Here is a 24095-nt window from a genome sequence, read left to right as displayed (position 1 = left end):
AGATTGAGATCGATCAGCCTCGATCGGCGTGCGAGCTGGAAGGCGTTCCTGAATGCTTGACCAGAAGAGCATTCAGGTAGAACGAGGCGGAAATCAGCCACCAGATCCATCGGATCAGGTCAGCCTGTCCGGGAGAAGCCCATCGAGTCCTCGCCAAGGTCAGCAACAATAACGCCGTAGGAACCGTGAATATGAGGAGCTCAGGAAGCCGCCATGGCAACCTGAAACGCCGGCTCTTTTCATCCCAGCTCAGCACATAGACGACGATGGCTACAAGACTTCCACCGATAACCAGCTTATCCACAAGCGGATCCGAAGGAGTGGTGAATAGCCATAGTCCCAGGACTCCACTGGTTACAAGGTGAAGCACTTTTAAACTTCGTTCGGTCTGGGGCTTAAGGCTCATAGGTCTTCCCCTCGCAATAGCGATCTCATGGCGGCTGAAAAGCCTGGGAGATTTCGAGCAGGCGAGACCGCCCAAATGGCTTTCCTGAGGCCATAAGGTGCATCTTGTAAAACATAGATATTGCGCATCCAGGCCTGAGCCGTGCTATTCATATCCTGTCACTCAGGGGCCGGGGCAGGGCGAGCACGGGCAGCAGGAATGGACCCATCGCGTGCAGCAACCATTACCGCACCATGGGCAGATCACAAACACGCACGCAAAGCAGTAGGCACAGGACCGGAGATTACCCAAGGCGCAATCGATGCACATGAAAGCACATGTCGCACAACAGCCCACTAAGCAGGAAATATTCCACGAGGCACATGACAAGCAATCGGTCTCGTAAGGCCCCATCCAGCAGTTTCCGCTGCATCCGGGGCAATGACTCATGGGCTGGATAAGGATTCCATCCCCTGCTCGCGTGCCGGCCGTGAGCCGCCCGTTCACGCTGCGCATCACCAAACGAGCGCGCTCTCCCTCTGCGGCAATCCGCAACGCTTCGCTCTGCATCCGAACAGGAGATGTTTCAAGCACCTGAGGATGGTCGAAGAGATAGGCAACGATGATTTGCCGTTCCCCCTCCACCCACGCTACGGCCTCCAGGCGGTTGCCATCGGCCAGCTCGTGAAGGACCGCCACCGCCTCGCTTTCCGGCCCCGGCGCTTTCACCCCCAGAGCCCGCAGGTCGGGATGCCCCTGGAATTTCCGTAAAAGCGCCTCGCGCGCCTCTCCCTCCAGCAGGCGGCTCTGGCGGATCGGGGGCAGGCCGGGGGCAGCAGGTGGAGGGGGAGCCGCTGCCGCTGCCGCGGGCTGCCCCACGCTCCGGAGGGCGATCCACCCGGCCAGGGCCCCTAGGGCGCGGCGGAGGAAATCGCGCCGTCCCACGTCCACCCCCAGCACCGGCCCCCCGAAGCGGGCGACGATTTGCGCCACCCGCAGCGCCCGCACCGGCCCCAAGATCCCCACTAGTCGCAGGCGCATCGCCAGCCCAGCATAGACCCGCGCCTGCTCCCCGTCCACCTCTAACAACATCGGCTCCCAGCGCCAGCCCGGCCGCGCCCGGTCCAGCAGGGCCTGGACCTCCGCCTCACGCGACGAGCGCGCCCGCAGCCGCCCATCGCTCCGGGATTCCACCTCCCGCGTCCAGGATTCGGTTCCCATCCTATGCCCTTCGGCCCCGGCTCGCTTCCCCATCAACGAGGGAATGTCTGGCTCCTCCTTCCCTGTTTTTGGAGGAAGCCCCAGGATCAACCGGGCGGGCCATCCCCAGGGCCACCGCCCGCTGGCGCGGGGAGAGGCTCGCCCACGGAATCCCGTAGTGGGTCCACCACCCTCGCGCCGCCCGCACCGTTCCCGGCGACCAGGACGCGGAGCCTTCCAGAAAAGCTCGGAGCCGTTCGCGCAGAACCGACAGGGGGAGGCCATTGGGGAGGGCGGCTCGGGCGCCGGCCCGCCAGGCCAGGGCGAGAAAGGCGGGATGGAGATCCTCCAGGATCACAACGCCATCCAGGGCGGGGTGTTCGAGGCGCAGGCGATAGAGCAGGCGCGGACCCGAGGAATCCGGCAGGGCGAAATCGAGCAACAGCCTCGCCGGAGGATGGAGCGAACAAAGGCTTCGGGCATCGGCGGCGGTGTAGGCAATCCAGATCGGAGCGTGCCCTTCTGCCTCTAAAAGGCACCGAAGGCCCTGCGCGCGCAGGGCGCAACCGCCGATCAGGGCAACCTCCATCCGGCACCTTCCCCAAGACGGGCCGCCTTAAATTTTAGATGATCTCAACTTTTCCAGCAAGGGGGGTGATAGCATTTCCGTGGTGGCGGATTGGGCTCTTGATTCGTGGGGAAAATGAAAAATCGCAAGCGTTGCGGTCGGCGGGCCGTTGGACGCGGCGGGGCGGCCCCGCCGGCGGCGCGCCGCGTCCCTTTGATCCGGCGGATCAACGGCTGAACAGGGTGGCGATCAGGGCGATCAGGAAGGCGACCAGGGCGGCGAAGGCCAGCCCCCGATGCCGACGCCAGAGGATCTCCCATGCGCTCTCCGGAGGCGCCCACACCTCCACCGGACGGCTGGTCGGGGCGGTTCCCAGCAGCTCCGCCCGGAAGGCGGCGATGCTGGGCGGGCGGTCATCCGGATGCATGGCCATCGCGTTCAGGATGGCCCGCTCGACGCGCGGAGAGATCCGCGGGTTGATCGCTCGGGGCGGGACCAGCGCGTCGGGCTTCAGGAACCGCGTCCGCGCGTCGGGAGGGGGCGTGTTCGTCAGCAGATGGTAAAGGGTGGCCCCCAGGGCGTAGATGTCGGAGCGAACGTCGGTGTGGCCCACATCGCCGCCGTATTGCTCCAGCGGGGTATACGCGGCGGTGCCCCGCCCCTGAAGGATGGTGATGGTCCGATCCTCGTCCGGCGCCAGCAGCTTCACCAGCCCGAAGTCCACCAGCTTGATGCGGCCATCAGGCGTCAGCTTGATGTTCGAGGGCTTGATGTCCCGGTGCACGATGGGGGGGTCCTGACGGTGCAGGTAGTCCAGGGCGTCGCAGAGCTGCTCGGCCCAGTTCAGCACCATCCGCTCATCGAGGAACCGTCCGCTCGCCTTCGCCGCATCGATGATCTCGCGCAGATCCTGGCCGGGGACGAAGTCCATCACCAGGTAATCGCGGTCGCCCTCGGAGAAATAGTCCGAGACCTTGGGGAGATTCGGGTGATCCAGCCGGGCCAGCACACTGGCCTCCCGGTAGAACTGCAGGCGGACCTGCTCCCGATAGGCCGGATCCGCCTCGAAGCTGAAGAGGATCTCCTTGATGGCACAGCGGCGGCCTTCCAGCAAGGTATCCTCCGCCTCATAGACGGCGCCCATCCCCCCTCGTCCGATCGGACGCAGGATTTTATAGCGGCCGTGGAGCAGGGTCCCCGGCTTGAGCATGGCGGTCCTCTTCCCCCTAACCTGCCTGCCAAGGCTGATTTCATTTTAGCGGATCCACTATCGGATCGTTCCCGGGTCAGCGTTGAGGGCGGAGCCTTTCCGGAGCGCGGCTTCGCTTCGCCAGCCGAAGCGCTCCGAGGAGCATAGGGAACCCCCTGAGGCTGGTTCGGGGAACCCCTGGCCCCCAGTCCATTCCGGGCAGGAGGGACGCCGTTGAAAGCCCGGTGGAGGAAACTGGATGGTCCCGCTTCCCTGAATCCTCCCTTCTCACGGCCTTTCAGACCACGGGGAGGGAGGATTTAAACATTTTGAGGTGCGGAGCCGGATACCGAAGGCGCCCGGCTCCACTCCCCAAAATCCCAAGGGGAAACGAGCGAGGGGGAGCATCTCACTGCGGCCCGACGAGGGCTGGGATGCCGGCGGCCTCTTCTCCCTTCGTTCCCTCTCCCCGAGATCCTCTGAGCGTGGGCGGGCGAGGCCACCTTCAGCAGCCTCGCCCGCCCCGACCTCCTTGCGAAAGCCAAAACCTGATCCGCTAACGATCCCGCTGGAGGATCGCCCGCAACGCCGACTCCAGATCGGGATATCGGAACCGGAAGCCGGCTTCCAGCAGCCGCCGGGGCCGCACGAACTGCCCGGTGAGCAGAAAGTCCGCCCCCTCGCCGAAGGCCAGCCGCAGGGCGAAGGCGGGCACCGGAAGCCACGAAGGGCGTCCCAGGACCCGGCCCAGGATGCGGGCGAACTCCGCGTTGCGGACCGGCCGGGGGGCGGTGAGGTTGTAGGGCCCGCGGGCCTCCGGGTGCTCCATCAGGAACTTCACCGCCTCCACCCAGTCCGCCCGGTGGATCCACGAGAACCCCTGGCGTCCGTCCCCTAAGGGCCCGCCCAGGAACAGGCGGAACGGCAGCAGCATCTGAGCCAGGGCGCCTCCATCCCGCTCCAGGACCACGCCAGTGCGCAGGATCACCCGGCGCACGCCCATCGCCTCCACCGGTTGCGTGCTGGCCTCCCACTCCACAGCCAGCCGGGCCAGGAAGTCCGTTCCGGGGGGATCCTCCTCGGTCAGCTGCTCGTCCCCCCGCGGGCCGTAATATCCGACCGCTGAGCTTTGCAACAAGACCTGGGGTTTGGTGCTGGCAGCGGCGAGGGCCTCTACCACCGCCTGACTGGCCTGTAGGCGGCTCTCCCGGATGCGCCGTTTCACGGCCTCCGTCCACCGCTGCCCGATGCTTTCCCCAGCGAGATTGATGATGGCGAAGGCTCCATCGGCGAGGGAAGCCCATCCGGCAGCGGTGCGCCCATCCCAGCGCACGGCCTGCACGCCCGGGGGAAGCCTCGCCCGTTCGGGCTGTCGGGAGAGCACGATGACCTCGTAGCCCGCCTCCTGCAGGCGTCCCGCCAAGGCACGGCCCAGAAACCCGGTCCCTCCAGGGATCAGCACACGCATCGGGAAACCTCCTTTTTATGCCGATTGAAATCGGCCCTCTGGGGCGCTGACGCGCCGGGCGTCCTCCTTCGCGGACGCCCCCACAGATCGGCGAAGGCCGATCCCCACCTCCAGACTCCCACAGGCGATTTCAATCGCCCGGCCCTCTGGGGCGCTGACGCGCCCAGCGTCCTCCTTCGCGGACGCCTCTGCAGATCGGCGAAGGCCGATCCCCACCTCCAGACTCCCACGGGCGATTTCAATCGCCCCCTTATGGTTGCAACCTTAAGATCCCCTCGACATTCCGCTCCACCTCCTCCCGGGACCAGAGCATCGGGTGGTATTCCCCCTTGAGCCACATCGGGATGAAGTCATCGTAATGCGGATGGTAGGGAAGCCCGGACTGGCCGGTAGTGTGGATGAAGCGGCTGTCGGACCAGCTGGCGGTCGAGGCGATGAAGCGCAGGGAGGGCAGGCTGCGCACGGCGAATCCTTTCTGGATGTTGAAGCCGACGTTGTTCACCGCTCCGCTGGTTCCCGGGGCCGGGTAAGGCCCGCGGTTGAAGATCGCTTCGATCGGCCCGATCCCGGATTGCCCCAGGGTCCCGTGGGTGAAGGAAGCGGTGTGCACCTTCCCCCAGATCCAGGCTCGGGGATCCTCGCCCAGGCGAGCGCGCAGCTCGGCCACAGCCCGCTCGAAAGCCCGCCGCACGATATCATCCCGGGTCTCCCGCTGGGGGGTGCGAAGATCATCCCACCAGGGAAGCTCCGGCTGAGCCAGCGCCCAGCGGGCCCAATAGCGGTTGTGGCTGCCTCCTGTGAGGAGATCCTTAAGGATCTCCTCCCCCAGCTCGTCGACCCACGTCTCATGAAGGAGATGCTTCAGGAAGGTTTCGAAGATGGCCGGCCCAGCCTGATCCGGCGCCGTCCGGAAATCCCAGGCCTGCAGGATCTCCTGGGCCCGGCGGACGGTGGGATCTTCAAACGAAAGGTTCAGCACATAGGGCGTGATGGCCTGGGCCGCCAGGGAGAAGGTGTCGTTCTGGATGGCGGCCACATCGTCGATGGAAAGGCGATCCTTCGCTTGCAGCAGATCTGTGATCCGCTGAGCCCGATCGCCGTAGTCCCACACCGCCGCCAGGAAATACGGGTAGGAAGGATCCACCACGGCGTTGTTCGCCGTGACAATGAACCCCTCCGGCGGATCCAGCCGGCGCGGCATCGCTTCATAGGGCACGTATCCGATCCACTCATACTCCCCGCTCCAGCCGGGGGCCGGGACCAGCCCGTTCCCTTTGGCCCGGATGGGAACACGGCCGGTGGCCTGGTAGCCGATGTGTCCATCCACATCGGCGTAGACGAAGTTCTGGCCGGGCACGTCCCAGTCCCTCAGGGCCTCGTGGAATTCCTCCCAGTTCCGGGCCCGGTTCAGGCGCAGCAACGCCCGGACGATCCCCGAGGGCTCCAGGGCCGTCCAGCGGAAGGCGTAGAGGGTCTGGGTGCGGGTGAGGGCTTCCACCACGTCGTTGATCACCGGGCCATGGCGGGTGAGCCGAACCGTCAGGCGCACCGGCTCCGCCTGGCCGGCCACCCGGATCTCCTCGGTGATCACCCGCACGGGCTCCCACTTCCCCTGGAATTCCACCTGTAGGGGGTTCTCCGGGTTCGCCCGCTCCATATAGAGATCCTGGACGTCGGGCCCCAGGTTGGTCACGCCCCAGGCGATCCGATCGTTGTGGCCGATGATCACGCCGGGGACACCCGGGAACGATGCGCCGGCGACCCGAATCGGGCACTCGGGCGCAACCGGCTCGCAATGCAGCGCCACCTCATACCAGATGCTGGGCATCTGGATGTCGAGATGGGGATCGTTGGCCAGGATCGGCTTCCCGGTGATCGAGCGCCAGCCCGCCACCACCCAGTTGTTGGACCCCCGATCCGGGGCGCTGCCCAGCGCCATCCGCCGCAGGTCTCGTCCGAGGTCCAGCAGGGCGCGGGCCGTCTCTTCGGGGAACGGGGTTTCGACCACTGCGGTCGGCACGATGACCGGCCGGTCGGCGGGATAGGGGAGAACGATCTCGGCCAGGCGCTCCGGGCCGATCCGCTGGACGATACGGGCGTTGAGGAGCTCGTCCTCCCAGTTCCCGCCCAGATCCCAGGCCATCACCTTGGCCCAGGCGACGGTGTGGAGCGGCCGCCATGGCTCGATTTCCCATCGCCGCCCGAAGAGGCGGAACAGGGTGAACTCCAGGGGGAGGCGATCCCGATTTTGTTCCAGATAGGCGTTCACCCCGGCCGCATAGGCTTCCAGGATCCCCCGTTCCTCCGACCCCAGGGCTTCCAGATCCCGCTGCGCCGCCCGCGGCCATCCCAGGGTGCGGATGAAGCGATCCTGGTTCAGAGTGGTTGCCCCCAGCATCTCGGAGAGACGGCCGGTTCCGATATGGCGCCAGAATTCCATCTGCCAGAAGCGATCCTGGGCATGGACGAAGCCCTGGGCCATAAAGAGATCATGGAGATTGGAAGCGTAGATGTGGGGCACGCCCCATCGATCACGGATCACCGTAACGGGCGCTCGAAGGCCGGGGAGGGGGATCTCCCCTTGCGTGAGGGGGAACGGCTGGCGGGAGGCCCGATAGAACCAGAAGGCGCCGCCCGCTCCGATGAGGACCAGGAGGATCAAGAGGATCCGCCCGATGCGCAACAGCCAGCGTCCGATCATGGCCTCCTCCCCGCAGGTTGAGATCGTCCCCGCCCAGCGCGTGAAGACCAGGGAACCACCGCCATTCCCAGCCGGGATCCACCGCGGGAAGAAACCCTCCCGATCGCGGAGGCTTCCCGGGATTTCTTTAATCCTAACATGGGGAATCCGTTCCTCCCACTCCCCTCCAAGCGCTCTGAAACGCCTCTTGACCGAGCCTCGCGGGCCCCGTAGGGGCGAAACGTAGGGGCGAAAGATTTTTCGCCGCTAAAGAGTAGACAAACGACGCAACTTCGATCCGGTTTGACAACGCTTCCGTGCCCCGCTTATGATGAACTTGCCCGAACGGCCAGGCGCCGAAGGGATTGATCGGCGATGGCTCGCCAGCGATTTTCGTGTAGGGGAAATGGGTTTGGAACACATTCGCAACTTCTGCATCATCGCCCACGTGGATCACGGCAAAACCACCCTGGCGGACCGGCTCCTGGAGCGCACCGGCACGATCCAGCCCCGCAACGGGATGGAGCTGGTGCTGGATTCGATGGACCTGGAGCGGGAGCGGGGGGTGACCATCAAGGCCTCGGCGGTCCGGATGCACTATACCGCGCGGGATGGCCGGACCTACGAGCTGAACCTGATCGACACGCCGGGCCACGTGGATTTCTCTTACGAGGTCGGCCGGGCCATGGCCGCCTGCGAGGGGGCCGTGTTGCTGGTCGACGCCACCCAGGGGATCGAAGCCCAGACCCTGGCCAACCTTTACCTGGCGATGGAGCATGATCTGGTCATCATCCCGGTGATCAACAAGATCGATCTGCCGGCGGCCCGGCCGGACGAGGTGGCCCGCGAGATCGCGGAGCTCCTGGGGATCCCGGAGTCGGAGATCCTCCGGATCTCGGCCAAGCTGGGGATCGGGGTAGAGGAGGTATTAGAGGCGGTGGTGCAGCGGATCCCACCGCCCCGAGGCGATCCGGAGTCCCCACTCCAGGCCCTGATCTTCGACAGCCATTACGACTCCTACAAAGGCGTGATCGCCTATGTGCGCGTGGTGAACGGTCGGCTCGCCATGGGCCGGAAGATCACGGTGATGTCCACCGGGGTGACGGGCGAGCCGATAGAGATCGGTGTCTTCACCCCCGATCTCTCGCCGACGGGCCGTCTGGAGGCCGGCGAGGTGGGCTATGTGGCCACCGGCCTGAAGTCGGTTCGGGAATGTCGGGTCGGGGATACGATCACCACGGCGGACCGTCCCGCCCCCGAGCCGCTGCCGGGGTTCCGTCCGCCTAAGCCGATGGTCTTCGCCAGCTTTTACCCCTCCGAAGGGGAAGATTACGAGGTTCTACGGGAAGCGCTGGAGAAGCTGCAGCTGAACGACGCCGCCCTGGTCTTCCAGCCGGAGACCTCCCAGGCCCTGGGCTTTGGGTTCCGGTGCGGCTTCCTGGGGATGTTCCACATGGAGATCGTCCAGGAGCGCCTGGAACGGGAGTATGGGCTGGACATCGTGGCCACAGCGCCCAGCGTGGAGTATGAGGTCCTGCTGCGCAACGGCCAGGTGAAGACCATCACCCGCCCCTCCGACCTCCCCGACCCCTCCCACATCCAGGAGATCCGGGAGCCGTGGATGAAGGTCACCCTCATCACGCCCGCTGACTACATCGGGCCGGTGATGGATCTCATCACCTCACGGCGGGGCGTTTATCAGAACATGACCTATCTAGATCCCCGGCGGGTGATGATCGAGGCAGAGGTGCCGCTGGCCGAGCTGATCATCGATTTCTACGATCAGCTCAAGAGCCGCACCCGGGGCTACGCCTCGATGGATTACACGTTTGTGGGCTATCGGGCGGGGGACCTAGTGAAGCTGGAGATCCTGGTTCACGGCCAGCCGGTGGACGCCCTGGCCCTGATCGTCCACCGGGATCAGGCGTATCATAAGGGCCACGCGCTGGTGGAGAAGCTGAAGGAGGTGATCCCCCGTCAGCTCTTCGACGTCGCCGTCCAGGCCGCCGTGGGCGGCCGGATCATCGCCCGAGCGACCATCAAGGCGATGCGGAAGGACGTGCTGGCCAAGTGTTACGGGGGCGATGTCACCCGCAAGCGGAAGCTGCTCGAAAAGCAAAAGGAAGGAAAGAAGCGCCTCAAGATGATCGGCCGCGTTGAGGTGCCTCAGGAGGCCTTCTTAGCGGTATTGAAGCTGGGGCGGGAAGCGTAGGCCGTCCCCGGATCCGGCGCGAAGGTTGAGCGGGTCGTTCAGCAGTCCGTAACAAGACCCTGAAGCAGGTTCCAGGCCAGGGGCCTTGGATTCAGCGCTTGGCTCCTCGTCCCCCACCCTCGACTTCCCCACTGCCTGTCCACCTTGGGCGACGTGCAGCTTCTAAGCTCCCCTGTGGGTTTTGGGGCTGGGGGCCGCCGAAGGCGATGCCCAGCCCCAAGGATAAGAGCTCGGCACCACTTTGCGCTCCCCATCGCATCGATGCGGCGGTTCAGGAGGCGTATTCGGGGATGGCCATCTCGAGGCCTGTTCCGAATTTGTTCCCAGCCCCATGAGACACTGAAAGCAACCTGCGCGCATAGGGAGGCCCCCATGGCCCGGACGAGCTGGTTCAGCGAGGAGGGCGATGCCCTGTTCTTCCAGCGATACGTGGACCGAATGGAGTCCTGGCAGCAGGCGATGGAGGACGGCCGGGTGACGCCGGAGGAAGTGAAGGCCCAAGCGGAACGGGTGGCCGCGCTGATGCGGGAGATCGAGCCCCGGCTCGATGATGCCCTTCATGAACAGGTCACCCAGCTGCTCTTGGAGCTGGCGGTGCTAAACGCGATGCAGCTCACGATGTTCCTCCAAACCCAACCATAAGGAGGGGAGCCATGTCGGATCAGCGAGTGTTCCACGCCCCGAACCTGAACATGGGCCAGCTGGTTCAGGCCCTGTCCGACTGGTATCGGGCGCAGAAGTTCGACGTGCAGGTTTTGGATCTCCCCCAGGGCGGGGTGGTGATCCAGGCCCGGCAGGAGGAGGCCTGGCGGACCCTGATGGGGGTTTCCTCGGCCCTGAACGTGGTCTTGCGCCGACAAGGGGAGAACCTGATGGTCGAGGTGGGGGCCGGGAAATGGGTGGACAAAGCGATCGCCGCGGGGGCGGGCCTGTTCCTGCTGTGGCCGCTCCTCTTCACGGCCGCCTACGGCGCCTGGCGCCAGAGCAAACTGCCCCAGCGGACGTTCGAGTTCATCCAGCAGTTCATCGCCACCGGCGCCGCGTTGCCAGCGGATACCGCCGCCTGGCTGGCCGGGCGCTATCAGGAGGCCCAGCGTTATGCGGGCGAAACTCCGGCCCCGCCTCCTCCCACCGTGTCACCGACACCGGTGCCCACGCCGGTCAGCGGCGAGGCCGCGCCCGCCATGGCCTACCGCTTCTGCCCGAACTGCGGGGCGGAGCTTCCCCCGGGCGCGCGGTTTTGCCCGTCGTGTGGGATGAAGCTGGGAGAGGGAGGACGGGCGGCTGTCTAAGGGCTATGGGTGCCGTGGGGGATAGGGCAACCACAGGGGATTGGGGCGACCACGGGGGTGCCCATGATGGGCACCCCCCCGGGGTTGCCCCTACAAAACGGCGCGGCACATTCATTTTCGTAGGGGCAAGCCCCTGTGCCTGCCCCTACGGGCGGGCCCTCGTGCCTGTCCGCAGGGGCGGGTCCCTATGCCTGCCCCCGTTAGGGCGACCACAGGGGGTCGCCCCTACACGGGGCAACCACGGGGGGTTGCCCCTACGACAATGTGATGAAATGCGCCAGGAGGTGAAGGATGAAAGGGATCCTGCGGGGGATCCGGTGGGGGTTGGTTCTCGTCGGGATCGCGGCGCTGGGAGTTTCCTTCCTGACCGGCGGGCAAAATCTGGGGTGGGTGTTGCTGGGGATCCTCTCGCTCTCCCTGGCCGTCAATCTGTGGCTGCTTCCGGCGGCCCTGCGCCGCAGCATTGGGGGATGGTTCCGATTCCCCCGGCCTTCGCTTCCCTCGCCCCCATCGATTCCCACCGCCACGATGGCCGCTCGCCTCCAGGAGGAGATCGAGACCACCGCCCGAGGGATCGCCCGAGCGCTCGAAGGGACGTCCCCTCAGGTCTCCCCACCCGCTATGGCGATCTTTCGTTGCCCGTCCTGCGGGCAGCGCCTGGATCCCCACGAGGTCCGGTGTGAAGGATGCGGACAGCCTGCGGATTTCCGTTGTCCGTATTGCAGCCGCGCGGTGGATCCGACCTGGCGGCGATGCCCGGCTTGCGGTGGAGCGCTTCCCGCTTCCGGATGGGGTCGATGAAAAGCGCGACCGTGTTCCATGCGCCCCGTGAGGTCGGGCGCTTCGCGGTCGGGATGGTCCCCTTCCCAAATCCCCCCGGAGGGTTTTGAGATGCGCACGCGTTCGTGGTGGATCATCGGGATCGTCGGCCTTATCGGCGCTCTATGCCTGTGCGGAGGCCTGGGCGTCGGGATCGCCGCGTATCGATTCCTGCCGGAGATGCTGACCCGGCTCCCCCAGGCGACGAGACCTTCCCCGACCCCTCCGCAAACCCGGGAGCGGACTCCCCCGCCTCCCACCCCAACGACGGAACGGATCGCCACGCCGGAGCGGACGGCCACGCCCTTGGCAAGCCCCACAAGAGCTCTGGAGACGCCCGGCTCGGTGCGATGGCGATTGCGTCAGGAGATCCCCGTTGAGGCCTTCCAGATGGCCGTCGCCCCTGATGGATCCCGCCTGGCGGTCGGCGAATCCGGTCAGATCCGCATCCTGGATCCCCGCACCAATCGGGAGCTGGCGCGCTTTCCTGTCGAAGAAGGCGTAGAGGTCAACCGCATGGCCTTCTCCCCAGACGGCCGCTGGCTGGTGGTGTCCACAGGCGAGACGGTGGAATTGCTGAACCTGACGGCGCAGACGGTGGATCATGTTTTCTTCCCCACTGGACAAGCTCGAGCGGTGGCTTTTTCGCCCCAGGGGACCTTGGTGCTGGTGGGGACGGAAAGCCATCTGATCGGATATTATCTGGAGAGCCGACGCCCGGCTTTCGAGTTCGAGCTCTATGGGCCAGGGGATGCGTTTGTCATGGATGCGGATGAGCGTCTGATCTTCCAGATCACCCGTGGGGAAACGGATATGGAGGTGTGGGACGCCTATGCCGGTGAGGGATGGGGATCGATCGCCTTCGAGCCGATCAGCGCCATCGCCCTCTCCCCGGACGGGCAAACGCTGGCTGTGGCCGAGAACCAACAGGCCGAGCATCCGACGTATGGCATGGTCCTTGCTCCCGGCCGGGCGGCGCTCTGGAGGGTTGAGGTGAATCCCGACGAACGAGACGTCACACTTCAGCTCCAGGCGGAGCTGGATTTCCCCCAGGAGACCGAAGGAGCGGATCTGCCGGTGACCTTGCAGCAGCTGGCCTTTAGCCCGGACGGGCGATGGATCGCGGGGATCGCGGACTGGATGGGCGAGGGGGATACGCGGGGGCGGTTATATCTGTGGGAGACGGCCACCGGGCGTCGGCTGGCCCGGGAGATCCTCCCCGGACGTCCGCTGGGGCTGGGGTTCGTGGAAGACGGCGCCGGGCTGGCTGTGCTCCTCGGGACCGGTGCGCCGGTTCCCGTGGACCATCGGATTCAGATCTGGACGACCGCGCCGTAGGGGCCAAAAATGTTTCGCCCCTACCGCATTGAGGCCTGCGATGACCGGCTGGTGGATCGAGATCCAGGGGGCCATACGAGATGCGGCCCGGATTTTCGTATACGAATCCCAGCGGAGCGGGATCGGACTGGTCGCGGATCTGCTCCGAATGGGCCCGCGGGGCTGGGGGTGGCTCCTCCTGCTCGCCGGCATGTTGGGAGCCGGGTTTCTGGCTCTGCTCCTCGGGGATTCCCTCACCCTCCGGGCCTTTCTGAGCGGGCCCCTGGGGGCCGGGCTGATGGCCCTCTGGCTGCCTTTCCTGTGGACGCTATCGGTGGCGACGGCGAGCGATCTTCCGCTGGCCTTCCGGCTCCTGGTGGCGTTGTATTCGCTGTATTACCTTGCTGCGCCGCTGCTGAGCGTGCTGTCTCCCGGCGCATTGCTCCTTCCTGCCCTCGCCCTGTTCCTCTACGAGCGCGCGCGCCCGGCCTCCGCCTTGGAACGGTGGCCCGGGCGCCTGCTGTGGGCGGCGGCCCTGGCGCAGTTCCCACCCCACTTTCCCATTCCCCTGACGCTCAGCATCGCGCTGAAGATGGCCATCGGGATCGTCCTGGCGATACTCCCCATGTGGCCCCGGAAGGGGCTTCCCCGGATGATCCGTGGAGGGGGCCTGTGGCTCGGGCTGACGCTGCTTTATCTGCTGGCCTGGGGTCGATCCTCCGAGGGCTTGCTGGAAGGCATCCGCAGCGCCCTCCCGGGGCTGTGGGGGTTGAGCGCGCCGCTCTGGCTGTGGCTGGGCGCCAATCTGGTGGAGGAAGGGGGCAAGCTGGGCCGCTTCTGGGGCCAGCGGGCGGCGATCCTCCGGACGCATCCGCGGCTGCTCAGCGGCCTGCCGTTCCTATCTATCCTGCTGGCCCTGGGCGCTCTTCCGCTGTTCTGGACGGATCTGCTGTGGGCGTTGCCTTATCCGCTTCCCCTGGTCTACCTGCCCTTTCGCCATTGGATGCGGGAGTGGCCGGCGGATGCTTATCTAGGGGCCCGGACGGCGGCAGGGGGGCTGTTGGTGCTGGGCCTGGCAGGCCTGTGGATGCGCCGGCGGATGGATCCGCTTTCCTTTGGGGTCCGCTACCTCTCGCTGACCATCGGCACGGTGGCCTTCCTGGCGATGTTCTGGCAGGGGTTCTTCCAGGCCCTGGACCTGGAGATCCCGCAGCAGTGGTGGCCACTGTTCCTGGTCGCCGTCGCCTGGCTCTGGGAGCCGATCAAGGGGATGCGGGAGCTCACCGAAGAGGCGGAGGATCTGCTGGAATGGCTCTGTGCCATCCTTCTCCTCCTCCTCACCCTGATGATCTTCCAGTTTACGGAAAATCCGGAGGGGTTCATCCGCGAAGGAACGGTCTGGTCGCTGCTGGGAGCGACTGTGTGGGGGATGCCCACACTGTTCTTCTTGGTGCTCCGGGCGACGCTGGGAACCGAGGAAGCGCCCTCGGCGATCCGACCCTTCCTGCTCGGCTACGGGCTGATGCTGCCGCTGATGTCTCTGGTTCCCCTCGAGGCCCGATGGCTTCCGCCCCTGGCCTTCGGCATCGGCACGGCCCTGTGGCCCGCGGATCGGGGGGCCTCTCGATGGGCGCGCTGGCAGCACGCGGCCTGGATCGGGCTGGGCGCGGCCGCGTTCCGGGCTGTCCCCTGGATCCTTCCCCTCCCGATCCTGCCGCTGGCGCCGGCCGGGCTGGAGCGGCTCTTCGCCCAGGGGGCGATCGACTTCCTGGGGGGGGAATTCTTTCTTCTGGCGGGCGGCGCGCTGCTCGCCGCGGTCCCCGTGGCGTGGAGCGAGCACCCCCGTCGTCGGTGGCTGGGATGGGGGATCGGAGTCGCCCTTTGGGCGGTTGGAATCGGCTCGGTGCTGGGGTAGACCCCATGCGTTCGGCTCGCTCGCGGATGGTCCCATGCGGCCTTTCGATCGGAGCAGGGCGCGCAAGCGCTCACACCCATAGAGGCCTGTGGTGTTCGTAAGTTGTTCCACGGGCCCCTGTAGACTGAGGATGCTTTAGGTCTGCTGCAGCAAGCGCTGGCTAATCCTACCCGAAGAGTCCAGATGGACGTGAAGAAGGGAGGAAAACGATGAGCGCCGTGGAATCTGGAAGCTCGGGAAGCCGACTGCCGCTGGCCATCGGCGGCGGTTGCGCTGGTCTGGCGTTGATCGGGATCGCCTGTGTGGGATTGCTGTTCTGCGGGCTGACGATCCGGCTCTTCTTCTCCGACTCTTCGAGTGCAGCCCGGGGCACCCCGGGGCCGGTCGCTCGACCGGGGACACCGGTGCCTGCGCTCCAACCAGGGTCGGGCCCACAGCCGGGCCCCGGCACGGGTCCGGGGCCTCAGGAAGGGCCGCCATCTGGCCCTGGCGCTGGGACGGGACCTCAGGGACCTCAGGCGGGCCCGCAGCCGGGACCCGCCGGTCAGGTCTGGACGCTGGCCCGGGTGGGGGGATACACGTGCGACCTGAACACGAACCAGTGCCGTGAGCTGGGTCCCGGGGAGGTCTTCCAGGTGGCACCCCAGGGGGACGGCACATTCATCGTGCAAACGGGCGGGGTGGCCCTGCGCGTGGATGCAAGCTGCGGCCTGATCGATCAGCCGGGCTATACCCTCTTCCCGTGCCCCTTCTTCCCGAACGTGCAGGCCTTCCAGGGCGTGATGGTCGCCGAACAGGGCTTGCAACCGATCTATTCCCCATTCCAGTTCGCGCGGATCGATACGGATTTCGACCAGGATGGGGTGGTGAACGAGCCGGGATATGTCAGCCACAGCACCAGCACCCTGGTCTTCGAAGCATATCACGAAAACGGGATATTGAAGTTCGCAGGGTATATCGTCCAGACCCAGAACTACGCATGGCTCTACGTCTTCATTTACCAGGCGCAATAAAGGAGGGATCTATGGCTGTTCAAGCGGTGGGAGCGATCGGGCTGGCGGCGATCGGGGCGGTGATCGCCACGGGGATCTACGTCCTGCTGGGGTGGTGGCTGGATCGCTACGAAAAGGAGCCGGTGCATCTGATCGGCGCCGCGCTGTTCTGGGGCAGCCTCCCGGCGATGGTGCTGACGGCCCTGATCCGCCCGACCCTGCTGGCGCTCAGCGAGGGGATGTTCCCCGGCCCGACGGGCCCGATCTGGGGGAATGCCCTCCTGCTGCCGGCGGCGGAGGAGATGGCCAAGGGCCTGTTCCTCCTGGGCCTCTTCCTCCTGTATCGCCGGGAGATCGACAGCCTCTACGACGGCTTCTTTTACGGATCCCTGGTAGGCTTCGGCTTCGCCTTCGCCGACACCGTCCTCTCGGCGCCGGCGCGGCAGTGGGGGATCGCCGGGGCGGTCGAGCGGACATTCTTCCTGGGCCTGGCGCACGCCTTCTTCACCGGGTGGATCGGGATGGGGTTTGCCGCCGCCCGGCTGAGCCGGGGGGGCTTGCGCTGGGCCTGGCCGATCCTGGGCGTGGCGGCGGCGATCGGATTCCACATCCTGCGCGATCTAAGCCTGATCCCCGCGATCTGGAACCCGGGCCTGGCCGGGCTGCAGGCCGCGATTTACGGGTCGGGGATCCTGCTGATGATCGGCCTGGTGATCTACGGGATGTCGCGGGAGAGCGCGTGGATCGCTCGCTATCTGGCGGAGGAGGCGCAACAGGGCCTGGTGCCAGCGGCGCTGTACGAGACCCTGCGCTCCCCGACGGGTCGACTGACCTACCGCTGGGAGCCGTTGCTGCGCGGAGACATCGCCGCCTGGCGACGGCGGGGCCTGCAGATCCAGACGATCGCGGAGATCGCCTTTCGCAAGCACCGGCAGATGGCCCTAAAGGAGAAAGGGGAAGAGGCGGAGATCCAGCGCCTGCGAGAGCTGTTGCGACAGCTAATGTAGGGAGGACAAGAAGCGGATCCTTGCCTCAAAGCATCCGATGTCTGTTGGGGGTGCAGACAAACGCCTTTCTGCGTGTCCGGTGTTCAGCCTGCCTGCTCAATCCTCTGGAGGAACAGGGACGATGGAGGGTCAGAACGGATTCCCGATCATGGCGCTGTGCTTTATCCCTTTCCTGGCGTTCGGGCCGATGGTTCTCTACGCGCTCTTTGTGTGGTGGTTCGACCGCTTTGAAAAGGAGCCCCTCTGGCTGATGGGAGCAGCCTTTCTGTGGGGAAGCTTGCCCACCGTCCTGCTCTCGATCTGCGCGCAGCTCCCCATGGCCGCCGTCTTCGGGGCCGTGGCGGGTGAGCGGGCCGGCGGAGCGCTCTCCGCGATCATCGCAGCGCCGATCACCGAGGAGCTGTTCAAGGGGGCCTTTGTGCTGCTCCTGTTCCTGATTTACCGGCGGGAGATCGACAGCCTCTACGACGGCTTCCTGTATGGCTCCCTGGTGGGCTTCGGCTTCGCGGCCACGGAAAACGTCCTGTATTTCATCGGCGCGGCCGCAGCGGGGGGACTAGCAGGGATGTTCGCCAACTTCGTCGCGCGGGCGATCTTCTTCGGCCTCAACCACGCCGCCTGGACGGCCCTGACGGGGATGGGGTTTGCGGCGGCCCGCCTCTCGCGTTCGGCCGCGGTGAAGATGGCCGCGCCTATGCTGGGGCTGGGCGGGGCGATGGCCTTTCACGCCCTGCACAATACGATCGCTACCCTGACCGAGGCGACCCAATCCGTGCTGCCGTGCCTGCTCTGGCTGCCGGCGTCCTGGATGGGCGTGTTGCTGATCTTCGGGATCGCAGTCTACGGCCTCTTCCGGGAGCGCCAGTGGATCCGGATGTATCTGCGCGAGGAGGTGGAGGCCGGCCGGTTGCCCGAGCCGGTGTATCGGGAGTGTGGCTCCTTCACGGCGCGCCTCGGATCCCGCCTGCGGGCGCTGCTGCGGGGGGACCTGGAGGGGTTCCGGCGGCTGGGGCGGCTACACCATGCCGCGGCGGAGCTGGCCTTCCGGAAGCACCAGCGGGCGGCGCTGGGGGAGGCGCGCTGGGAGGGGGAGATCGAGCGCCTGCGGGCCGAGCTGCGGCGCTGGGCCGAAGCATAGAGGATGTTGGAGAAATGGCTTCGGCTTGCGGAACGACACACCCGCTACCGTTCATCAGTTGCCCCCCGAGCGAAAGGCCATCGGGGCTATGGCGTGCCGGGCGGCTGTTGCCTGCCTTCGATTTCCTCCAGGATCTTTCGGAGCCCCTCGAATTCCTCGAAGGTCCATCGCCTCATGCTCACGGGGTCGGTGAGGTGGCCGTGCATCCGGCCATCCGGCTCGTATCGCAGGCGCAGGATATAGACGCGCACGCCATGAGGTCGAGGAGAGGGTTCTGAAATCGTCATGGCCGGACCTCGCGCCCAGGGTGGTCGGTTGTGCACGGACAGGATACCCCAAGCGCGGGAACAAGATCGGAACAAAACGGCGCCGCCTGACAGCAGGCACGGGAGCGCGGGCCGGATCGCCACGCGACGGTTTCATATCGGCTCCCCCCGCTGCAGGCGCTGCGCCAGCCAACGGGTGAGCGGGGCGGGCTCCGCCCGCAGCTCCCGGCGGAGGGCTTCCACCGCCTGCTCGTAAACCTTCAGCGCCTGGCCCCGTAGCCCCATGCGGGCCCACGCCCGCATCAGGATCTGATAGCTCTCCTCCATCCACGGCGCTTCCGAGATCGCCCGTTCCGCCCATACAATGGCCTCCGCCGGTCGGCTGAGGGCCAGATATTCTTCGGCCAGCACGTGCGCGCCTTCTACATACAGCGCGCGCAGCCGCTCCTGATGCGGGATCAGCCACGGCTCATACGGGCTTCCTGGAAGCAGCGGAGCCCACCGGGCAAGCTGCCCGGCGAAGGCCTCCAGCTCGTCGGCCGGGATCGGCCGGGCGGCGAGCCGGCGACGCACCTCTGCCTCGAAGAGCTCCGCATCCACCCGCACCACATCGTAGGGATCGAAGAGAACGCTCTCCCCCTCCAGCCGGAAATAGCGGAACGGCCCCTTCGGGCGCATGGCCGGCTCCAGCACCTGGTGCAGCCACGAGAACAGCCGGCGGAAGATCCCCTCGGCTTCCTCCAGATCCCGTTCGGGCCAGAGGTCCTCCAGGATCCGCTCCCGGGTCAGCCACTCGCGCCGGTGCAGGGCGAAGTATTGCAGGAGCCGGGCGACGGCCGGCCGTGGCCACGCGGATTCAGGGATGGGTTGGCCACCCCGCCGCGCTTCAAATCCTCCCATCAGCCGGATCTCCAGCGGCGGGGGCGGAAGGGCTTCCAGCGCCTGCACGCTTGCGCGGAGAACCTGGCGGACCTCTGGATGGCGCTCCCGGCCCATCGCACGGAATAGTAAGGGCATCGCCCGCTCGTCGCCGGTCGCCGCCATGGCCTGGGCCGCTCGGATTCGAACCGCGGGCTTCGGATGCCCCAGCGATCGCTCCAGTTGGGGAAGCGGGCGCAAGGTTCCGAGTGCTCGGAGGACTTGCGCTTCCGCGATCCCCTCTTCCAGACACAGCATCCAGAAATCCCGGCCCAGCTCGGGATCCCGATGCGTCAGGATCCCCTCCGCGTCCGGCCGGCGCAACCCCCGGAGCGCCGCGCCCGCGTGTCGGGTCCAGCGGGGATCCCCAGCGCGGTGCGCGCACAGCGCCATCAGCGCCCGGAGGCGGATCAAGGAGGCACCGGCCCGCATCGGGATCAGGCTTCGGGTGGCCTCATGCAACGAGGGCCGTCCGGCGGCCCAGGCGGCCAGATCTCGCTCCAGCGCCACCAGCGCGCGGGCCAACGGAGCCTCCCGGAGCCGGGGAAGGGCCTGCTCCGCGATCCGGATCGCCGCCTCGGGATCCTCCCGGCGCCGCGCCCACCAGGCCTGGGCCTGGGCCAGCCCCCCCTCACGCTCCGGATGCCCTCGGGCGAGCTCGCCGGCCCGTTCCAGGGCCCGAGCGGCGGCCTCCCCGTTCCCGAGGCCGATGGCCCCCATCGCCCGACACCACCAGAACCAGAACTCGTTGCTGGCCTGCCCGGCCTCGATCGCCTGTTCCAGCGCCTCGATCTCGGCCAGAACCTCCTCCAGGCGCCTCCAGTTTCCGGTCTCGACAAAGAGGATCGCCCATCCGAGGAGATGGGTGATCCGCTGAGCCGGCCGATCTTCGTAGTAGGGCCGGTTGGCCTGCAGCAGCCGCTGGGCTTCCGCAAAACGCCCGGCGGCGATCTCCACCCCAACGGCCAGGTTATGGCGGAGGAAGAACGGATGATGGGGATCCCCTCGGCGCTCCGCGATCGATAGGGCCTCCCGGTAAAACCGGCGCGCCTCGCCGAATCGGCCCAGCCCGGCGCAAGCGTCCGCGGCCGTCTTCAGCAGGCGCATCCGGAGTTCAGCGGCGGAAGCCTCGGAAAGCCCCTCGAGGCTCCAGGCCAGGCTTTCCCGAAACTGCCCCTCGACACAGAAGGCAGAAGCCAGCGCCAGCGCGGCCCGCAGGCGAAGCTCCCGGTCGTTCGCCTCATCCGCCAGCTGGAGCGCCTGACGCAGGATCGACCGCCCTTCCTCCCAACGGCCAGCCCGGTGGATCTCCTTCCCGACGCGCAGCAACAAGTCGGGCGCCTTCCGGCGCACCGGCTCCCCCAGGCTCAGCACCCAGCGGCGGAACGTCCACTGGCGGCCATGACGCCAGATCCAGTCATCGGGCAGCCTCCGTAGCAACTGAAGGGCTTTCTCCTCCAGCTCGCCGGCCAGGGCGTGTTCCACCGCATTCTCCAAGTCGCCCTGCTCCTCAAACCACTGCACGGTCCGGGCGAAGGCCACAGAGGGGGTTTCCGGAGCGTGACGCAGGAGAAACTCGCGGAACAGTTCGTGGTAACGCCACCAGCCGCTCGGGCCAGCCGGTTCCAGAAACAATCTTCGCCTGCGGACCTCGTCCAGCAGTCGAGGGATCTGCGCTCGAAGGCTCGGCCGGTCCTCCAGCAGGGTTGCAGCCAGGTCGATGTTGAATGAGAAGGGAACGGCCGTTCGAAAGAGGAAGCGCCGGAGGTCTTCGGGGAGAGCGCTCAGGAGCGAGCGGGCGAGCTCCGCGAACAGCCGATCCTGCGCCTGGGGCCATCGTTCCATAGGCGAGGATCCTGCGTCGGATTGGGCCAGCAGGGCGATGGCCATCGGCCAGCCACGGGTTCGCGCGTGCAGTCGCTGGGCCTGCTCCCGGGACACTCCGAGGATCCGCGCGATCTCCTCCGGGGAGAAGGCCAGATCCTCCTCCGTGAGCCAGGTTTGGGGGAACGACCCCTTCGTGAGCCGCTCCGGGATCCAGCGGCCGCCTGCCACCCAGCCCCGGGGATTCCGGGCGATCATGCGGGCCAGCTCCTCGAGGGCCTCGGGACCCTCCGCAAGCTGGTGCAGATCATCCAAAAGGAAGACGCTCACCCCCTCGGCGGTGGCCAGCGTCTCCCGCAGGTGCTGAGGATCGATCACGGAAGAGCGAAGTGGAAGGTAACGGCTGCCAGGCAGATCGTACTCCAGGCGTCGAAGCAGCATCGTCTTCCCGTAGCCCGGCGGTGCGGCGATCCATACAGGCCCTTCCGCCAGGCCCTCGCGCACCCGACGGATCAGGTGCGACCGAACCAGGGAATCCAGGCCTCTCCCTTCCATGGCGCTCAGGCTCCTCCCCACGGGGAGGCAGGTTTTTATTATCATACCATTTTTGCTACCGTCTGCCAGCGCAAACGGGGGACCGGATCGATGGCCTTCCTTTAAAGAGATGTGCGCACGCTGAGGCGAAGGGGGAACCTGAAGCCGGTCCTTTCGCTGGAAGGCGACCCTTCCCCTTTGCGTTGGTGACCGCGCCTAGGATGGCGCCGGGGGTTCAGCCCCCCGGCCACGGAAACGGAACGAAGGGAGCACGACACGGGGAGCCCAGCGCGTATTCGATCCGTCGTTGGTTCAGATCAGCGATCAGGGACCACAGGGTGGTGAATCCGGGACGGTGACCGCAGATCGGTGCCTCGTGGTCGCTTAGGGCCTCCCGGAGGCGTTCCCGGGGCGATCCCGAGCCCATCATCACCCAGCGTTCCAGCCGCTCCTTTCGACGGACCGATGGCCCCAGATCCCGACGCCCACGAAAAGGCTGCGTCATCGGATGCTCGTAGTGGTTGGTCACCGCCAGGACGCCGTCCTCCAGCTCCCGCACGGCGACGACCGCCGGATGGACTTCCACCACATAAGCGCGATGGGGATCTGCGACCAGGACGTTCATCGGCAGGATGTGGGGCATCCGGAGCAGGGCCTCCACCGCTTCCTCTGCGGAGCGATAGCGCTCCAGCAGGACGCGCGGGATCAGATGGAATGGGATCCCCGGTCGGGGAGGCGGCGTGTCCGCCATCACCGCATGCAGCGACACGAACAGTCCCGCCTCGTTCACCCCATCATATCGCCCGCCCGGGACGCTGCCCATCATCCCCAGGGAGGCCAGGCCGTCGCGGGGCCAAAGCCGGACCAGATCGCGGATCTGCTGGACGGGCCGGAAGTCGTAGTTCCGCCCAACCCAGAGGCCGCCGGGCTCCCGCCACACAACCGCCGAGCAGGCGAAGGGGCGGGATCGAAGGGAAGTGCGACTGATCTGCTGCCACAGGAAATCCGGATCCAGCCCCTGGGCGGCGGCATAGCCCTCGTATTCGTCCAGTAAGGCTGGGTGCCAGCGCGCCACCTGCTGACGACAGGCCTTCGCAAAGGCCAGATCCGGAGGGGGAGGCCACCAGGGGGGACGACGGAAGGGCGGGCCGAGAAGGCCCAACGCTTCCCCGATCTGGCGGTGCGACCCACGAAGATCCAGGAAGCGATAAGGCGCGGGCAGATGCCACCCTTCCCCCCAGGGGGACGTATTCCAGAGCTTCGAGGAGAGGACGGGCCGAGTCGGCTCCATCGATCCGCTCCTGCTCACCGCTGGGGCCTGGGCGCTTCTCCGGGGGTTACCACGAGCGTCCGAGGCTGATTCTGCCGCATCACCTGGACCTCCACCGGGCGTCCCGGCGGCCAGTGAGCCAGGAACCGGTGCAGCTCTCCCAGGCTGTGGATGGATTGCTCCCCGATTCGAACCAAAATGTCTCCTTCTTGAAGCCCGGCCCGAGCCGCTGGCCCCCGCGGGTCCACCTCCAGGATCTCCAGGCCGGTGGCCGGGGAGGGCCCGGAGATCGGACGGGACTGGACCACGATGCCCAGATAGGCGCGGCGGATGCGCCCTTCTTTGATCAGCAACGCGGCGACCCATTCCGCGGTGTGGCTGGGGATGGCGAAGGCGATGTTCTCCGCCCCCAGGATCGTGGCCACGCAAACGCCGATCACCCGACCCCGGCTGTCCACCAGGGGGCCGCCGGAGTTGCCAGGATTGAGGGCGGCGTCGGTCTGGATGATGTCTTCAATCACCTGCCCCCCGGGGCCATACAGCGCTCGCCCCAGGCCGCTGATGATCCCGGCGGACACAGTGAAATGGAAGCCCAGGGGGTTGCCGATGGCGACCACCAGCTGCCCCAGGCGCAGACGGGAGGAATCCCCCAGCCGCGCGGCGGGGAAGTTCTCCCCGCGCTCCACCCGCAACACCGCCAGATCCGTGTAAGGATCCTCACCGATAAGGCGGGCGGGGAAGACACGGCCGTCGATCAACGTCACCTCCGGATCCCGGATGGGGCGGATCACGTGGCTGTTGGTCAGGAGGTAGCCATCCGGGGTGATGAAGAAACCGGATCCCATCGGTTCCACCGCCTGGCGCCTCCGAGGAGCCCCGCGGGCCCGGATGCTCACCACCGCCGGGCCCACCTGCTCCACCACACGGATCACCGTCTGGGAATACGCATCGAGCAGCGCTTCTTCGTCCATCGTCTGTTCCATTCGAGCTTCGTCCATCTTCGATCTGGGGGTTTTCGGGGCTGGGCGGGGGGGGGGGGGCCCCCCCCCAAACCCAAAAAAATTTTTTGGACAACAGCCAGACCCGCCCCCAAAGGGTTTT

Annotated in this window: 19 protein-coding genes; 9 read left to right on the top strand and 10 right to left on the bottom strand. The window is 66.6% G+C overall.

What is annotated here, in order from left to right; translation table 11 throughout:
- Positions 1–13: 13 nt before the first annotated feature.
- The 6 genes from NZM16_RS11090 to NZM16_RS11065 form a co-directional block, all read right to left on the bottom strand.
- Positions 14–304, bottom strand: coding sequence for a hypothetical protein (locus tag NZM16_RS11090; protein ID WP_295480399.1), 291 nt, complete (start codon positions 302–304; stop codon positions 14–16).
- 264 nt (positions 305–568) lie between these two features.
- Positions 569–1606 (bottom strand): hypothetical protein, encoded by a 1038-nt coding sequence (locus NZM16_RS11085; protein ID WP_295480397.1) that lies wholly within the window; start codon positions 1604–1606, stop codon positions 569–571.
- Between the two features lies 1 nt (position 1607).
- Positions 1608–2174: a hypothetical protein gene (locus NZM16_RS11080; RefSeq protein WP_295480395.1), complete on the bottom strand. Its 567-nt coding sequence runs from the start codon at positions 2172–2174 to the stop codon at positions 1608–1610.
- Positions 2175–2379: 205 nt separating this feature from the next.
- On the bottom strand, positions 2380–3363 hold the full coding sequence (locus NZM16_RS11075; RefSeq protein ID WP_295452535.1) for a serine/threonine-protein kinase: 984 nt from the start codon (positions 3361–3363) through the stop codon (positions 2380–2382).
- A 535-nt stretch (positions 3364–3898) separates the two neighbouring features.
- Positions 3899–4810: a TIGR01777 family oxidoreductase gene (locus NZM16_RS11070; protein WP_295452532.1), complete on the bottom strand. Its 912-nt coding sequence runs from the start codon at positions 4808–4810 to the stop codon at positions 3899–3901.
- 250 nt (positions 4811–5060) lie between these two features.
- On the bottom strand, positions 5061–7511 hold the full coding sequence (locus tag NZM16_RS11065) for a penicillin acylase family protein (RefSeq protein ID WP_295452528.1): 2451 nt from the start codon (positions 7509–7511) through the stop codon (positions 5061–5063).
- Positions 7512–7896: 385 nt separating this feature from the next.
- Here NZM16_RS11065 and lepA point away from each other — a divergent pair, with 385 nt between their 5' ends.
- The 9 genes from lepA (at position 7897) to NZM16_RS11020 (ending at position 18182) form a co-directional block, all read left to right on the top strand.
- Complete coding sequence (gene lepA / locus NZM16_RS11060) at positions 7897–9702, top strand: translation elongation factor 4 (RefSeq protein ID WP_367185228.1); 1806 nt, start codon at positions 7897–7899, stop codon at positions 9700–9702.
- 372 nt (positions 9703–10074) lie between these two features.
- Positions 10075–10344, top strand: a complete 270-nt coding sequence (locus NZM16_RS11055; RefSeq protein WP_295452523.1) for a hypothetical protein — start codon at positions 10075–10077, stop codon at positions 10342–10344.
- An 11-nt stretch (positions 10345–10355) separates the two neighbouring features.
- Complete coding sequence (locus NZM16_RS11050; RefSeq protein ID WP_295480390.1) at positions 10356–10994, top strand: zinc ribbon domain-containing protein; 639 nt, start codon at positions 10356–10358, stop codon at positions 10992–10994.
- Between the two features lie 291 nt (positions 10995–11285).
- Positions 11286–11795: a zinc ribbon domain-containing protein gene (locus NZM16_RS11045; RefSeq protein ID WP_295452518.1), complete on the top strand. Its 510-nt coding sequence runs from the start codon at positions 11286–11288 to the stop codon at positions 11793–11795.
- A 90-nt stretch (positions 11796–11885) separates the two neighbouring features.
- Positions 11886–13151: a hypothetical protein gene (locus NZM16_RS11040; RefSeq protein ID WP_295480388.1), complete on the top strand. Its 1266-nt coding sequence runs from the start codon at positions 11886–11888 to the stop codon at positions 13149–13151.
- Between the two features lie 40 nt (positions 13152–13191).
- Positions 13192–15045 (top strand): hypothetical protein, encoded by a 1854-nt coding sequence (locus NZM16_RS11035; RefSeq protein WP_295452514.1) that lies wholly within the window; start codon positions 13192–13194, stop codon positions 15043–15045.
- A gap of 209 nt (positions 15046–15254) precedes the next feature.
- Positions 15255–16058: a hypothetical protein gene (locus tag NZM16_RS11030; RefSeq protein ID WP_295480387.1), complete on the top strand. Its 804-nt coding sequence runs from the start codon at positions 15255–15257 to the stop codon at positions 16056–16058.
- An 11-nt stretch (positions 16059–16069) separates the two neighbouring features.
- Positions 16070–17044: a PrsW family glutamic-type intramembrane protease gene (locus NZM16_RS11025; RefSeq protein ID WP_295480385.1), complete on the top strand. Its 975-nt coding sequence runs from the start codon at positions 16070–16072 to the stop codon at positions 17042–17044.
- Positions 17045–17165: 121 nt separating this feature from the next.
- A complete protein-coding gene (locus NZM16_RS11020) occupies positions 17166–18182 on the top strand; it encodes a PrsW family intramembrane metalloprotease (protein WP_295480383.1) in 1017 nt (338 codons plus the stop codon).
- An 86-nt stretch (positions 18183–18268) separates the two neighbouring features.
- On the opposite strand, the gene NZM16_RS11015 is transcribed toward NZM16_RS11020, so the two are convergent.
- The 4 genes from NZM16_RS11015 to NZM16_RS11000 all read right to left on the bottom strand — a co-directional run bounded on the left by NZM16_RS11015 (position 18269) and on the right by NZM16_RS11000 (position 23977).
- A complete protein-coding gene (locus NZM16_RS11015; RefSeq protein WP_295480381.1) occupies positions 18269–18469 on the bottom strand; it encodes a hypothetical protein in 201 nt (66 codons plus the stop codon).
- A gap of 132 nt (positions 18470–18601) precedes the next feature.
- Complete coding sequence (locus tag NZM16_RS11010; protein WP_295480379.1) at positions 18602–21745, bottom strand: BTAD domain-containing putative transcriptional regulator; 3144 nt, start codon at positions 21743–21745, stop codon at positions 18602–18604.
- Positions 21746–21959: 214 nt separating this feature from the next.
- Positions 21960–23015: a C45 family peptidase gene (locus NZM16_RS11005; RefSeq protein WP_295480377.1), complete on the bottom strand. Its 1056-nt coding sequence runs from the start codon at positions 23013–23015 to the stop codon at positions 21960–21962.
- Between the two features lie 14 nt (positions 23016–23029).
- On the bottom strand, positions 23030–23977 hold the full coding sequence (locus NZM16_RS11000) for a trypsin-like peptidase domain-containing protein (RefSeq protein ID WP_295480375.1): 948 nt from the start codon (positions 23975–23977) through the stop codon (positions 23030–23032).
- Between the last annotated feature and the right edge of the window lie 118 nt (positions 23978–24095).

Source organism: Thermoflexus sp. (assembly GCF_025055495.1).
Taxonomy (GTDB): Bacteria; Chloroflexota; Anaerolineae; order Thermoflexales; family Thermoflexaceae; genus Thermoflexus.
This window is presented reverse-complemented; position numbering and strand designations above follow the sequence as displayed.

Bases quoted from the DNA above. Each gene is read 5' to 3' on its own strand.
- NZM16_RS11085 (WP_295480397.1), bottom strand. From the start codon at position 1,606: ATGGGAACCGAATCCTGGACGCGGGAGGTGGAATCCCGGAGCGATGGG.
- NZM16_RS11080 (WP_295480395.1), bottom strand. From the start codon at position 2,174: ATGGAGGTTGCCCTGATCGGCGGTTGCGCCCTGCGCGCGCAGGGCCTT.
- NZM16_RS11075 (WP_295452535.1), bottom strand. From the start codon at position 3,363: ATGCTCAAGCCGGGGACCCTGCTCCACGGCCGCTATAAAATCCTGCGT.
- NZM16_RS11070 (WP_295452532.1), bottom strand. From the start codon at position 4,810: ATGCGTGTGCTGATCCCTGGAGGGACCGGGTTTCTGGGCCGTGCCTTG.
- NZM16_RS11065 (WP_295452528.1), bottom strand. From the start codon at position 7,511: ATGATCGGACGCTGGCTGTTGCGCATCGGGCGGATCCTCTTGATCCTC.
- lepA (WP_367185228.1), top strand. From the start codon at position 7,897: ATGGGTTTGGAACACATTCGCAACTTCTGCATCATCGCCCACGTGGAT.
- NZM16_RS11055 (WP_295452523.1), top strand. From the start codon at position 10,075: ATGGCCCGGACGAGCTGGTTCAGCGAGGAGGGCGATGCCCTGTTCTTC.
- NZM16_RS11050 (WP_295480390.1), top strand. From the start codon at position 10,356: ATGTCGGATCAGCGAGTGTTCCACGCCCCGAACCTGAACATGGGCCAG.
- NZM16_RS11045 (WP_295452518.1), top strand. From the start codon at position 11,286: ATGAAAGGGATCCTGCGGGGGATCCGGTGGGGGTTGGTTCTCGTCGGG.
- NZM16_RS11040 (WP_295480388.1), top strand. From the start codon at position 11,886: ATGCGCACGCGTTCGTGGTGGATCATCGGGATCGTCGGCCTTATCGGC.
- NZM16_RS11035 (WP_295452514.1), top strand. From the start codon at position 13,192: ATGACCGGCTGGTGGATCGAGATCCAGGGGGCCATACGAGATGCGGCC.
- NZM16_RS11030 (WP_295480387.1), top strand. From the start codon at position 15,255: ATGAGCGCCGTGGAATCTGGAAGCTCGGGAAGCCGACTGCCGCTGGCC.
- NZM16_RS11025 (WP_295480385.1), top strand. From the start codon at position 16,070: ATGGCTGTTCAAGCGGTGGGAGCGATCGGGCTGGCGGCGATCGGGGCG.
- NZM16_RS11020 (WP_295480383.1), top strand. From the start codon at position 17,166: ATGGAGGGTCAGAACGGATTCCCGATCATGGCGCTGTGCTTTATCCCT.
- NZM16_RS11015 (WP_295480381.1), bottom strand. From the start codon at position 18,469: ATGACGATTTCAGAACCCTCTCCTCGACCTCATGGCGTGCGCGTCTAT.
- NZM16_RS11010 (WP_295480379.1), bottom strand. From the start codon at position 21,745: ATGGAAGGGAGAGGCCTGGATTCCCTGGTTCGGTCGCACCTGATCCGT.
- NZM16_RS11005 (WP_295480377.1), bottom strand. From the start codon at position 23,015: ATGGAGCCGACTCGGCCCGTCCTCTCCTCGAAGCTCTGGAATACGTCC.
- NZM16_RS11000 (WP_295480375.1), bottom strand. From the start codon at position 23,977: ATGGAACAGACGATGGACGAAGAAGCGCTGCTCGATGCGTATTCCCAG.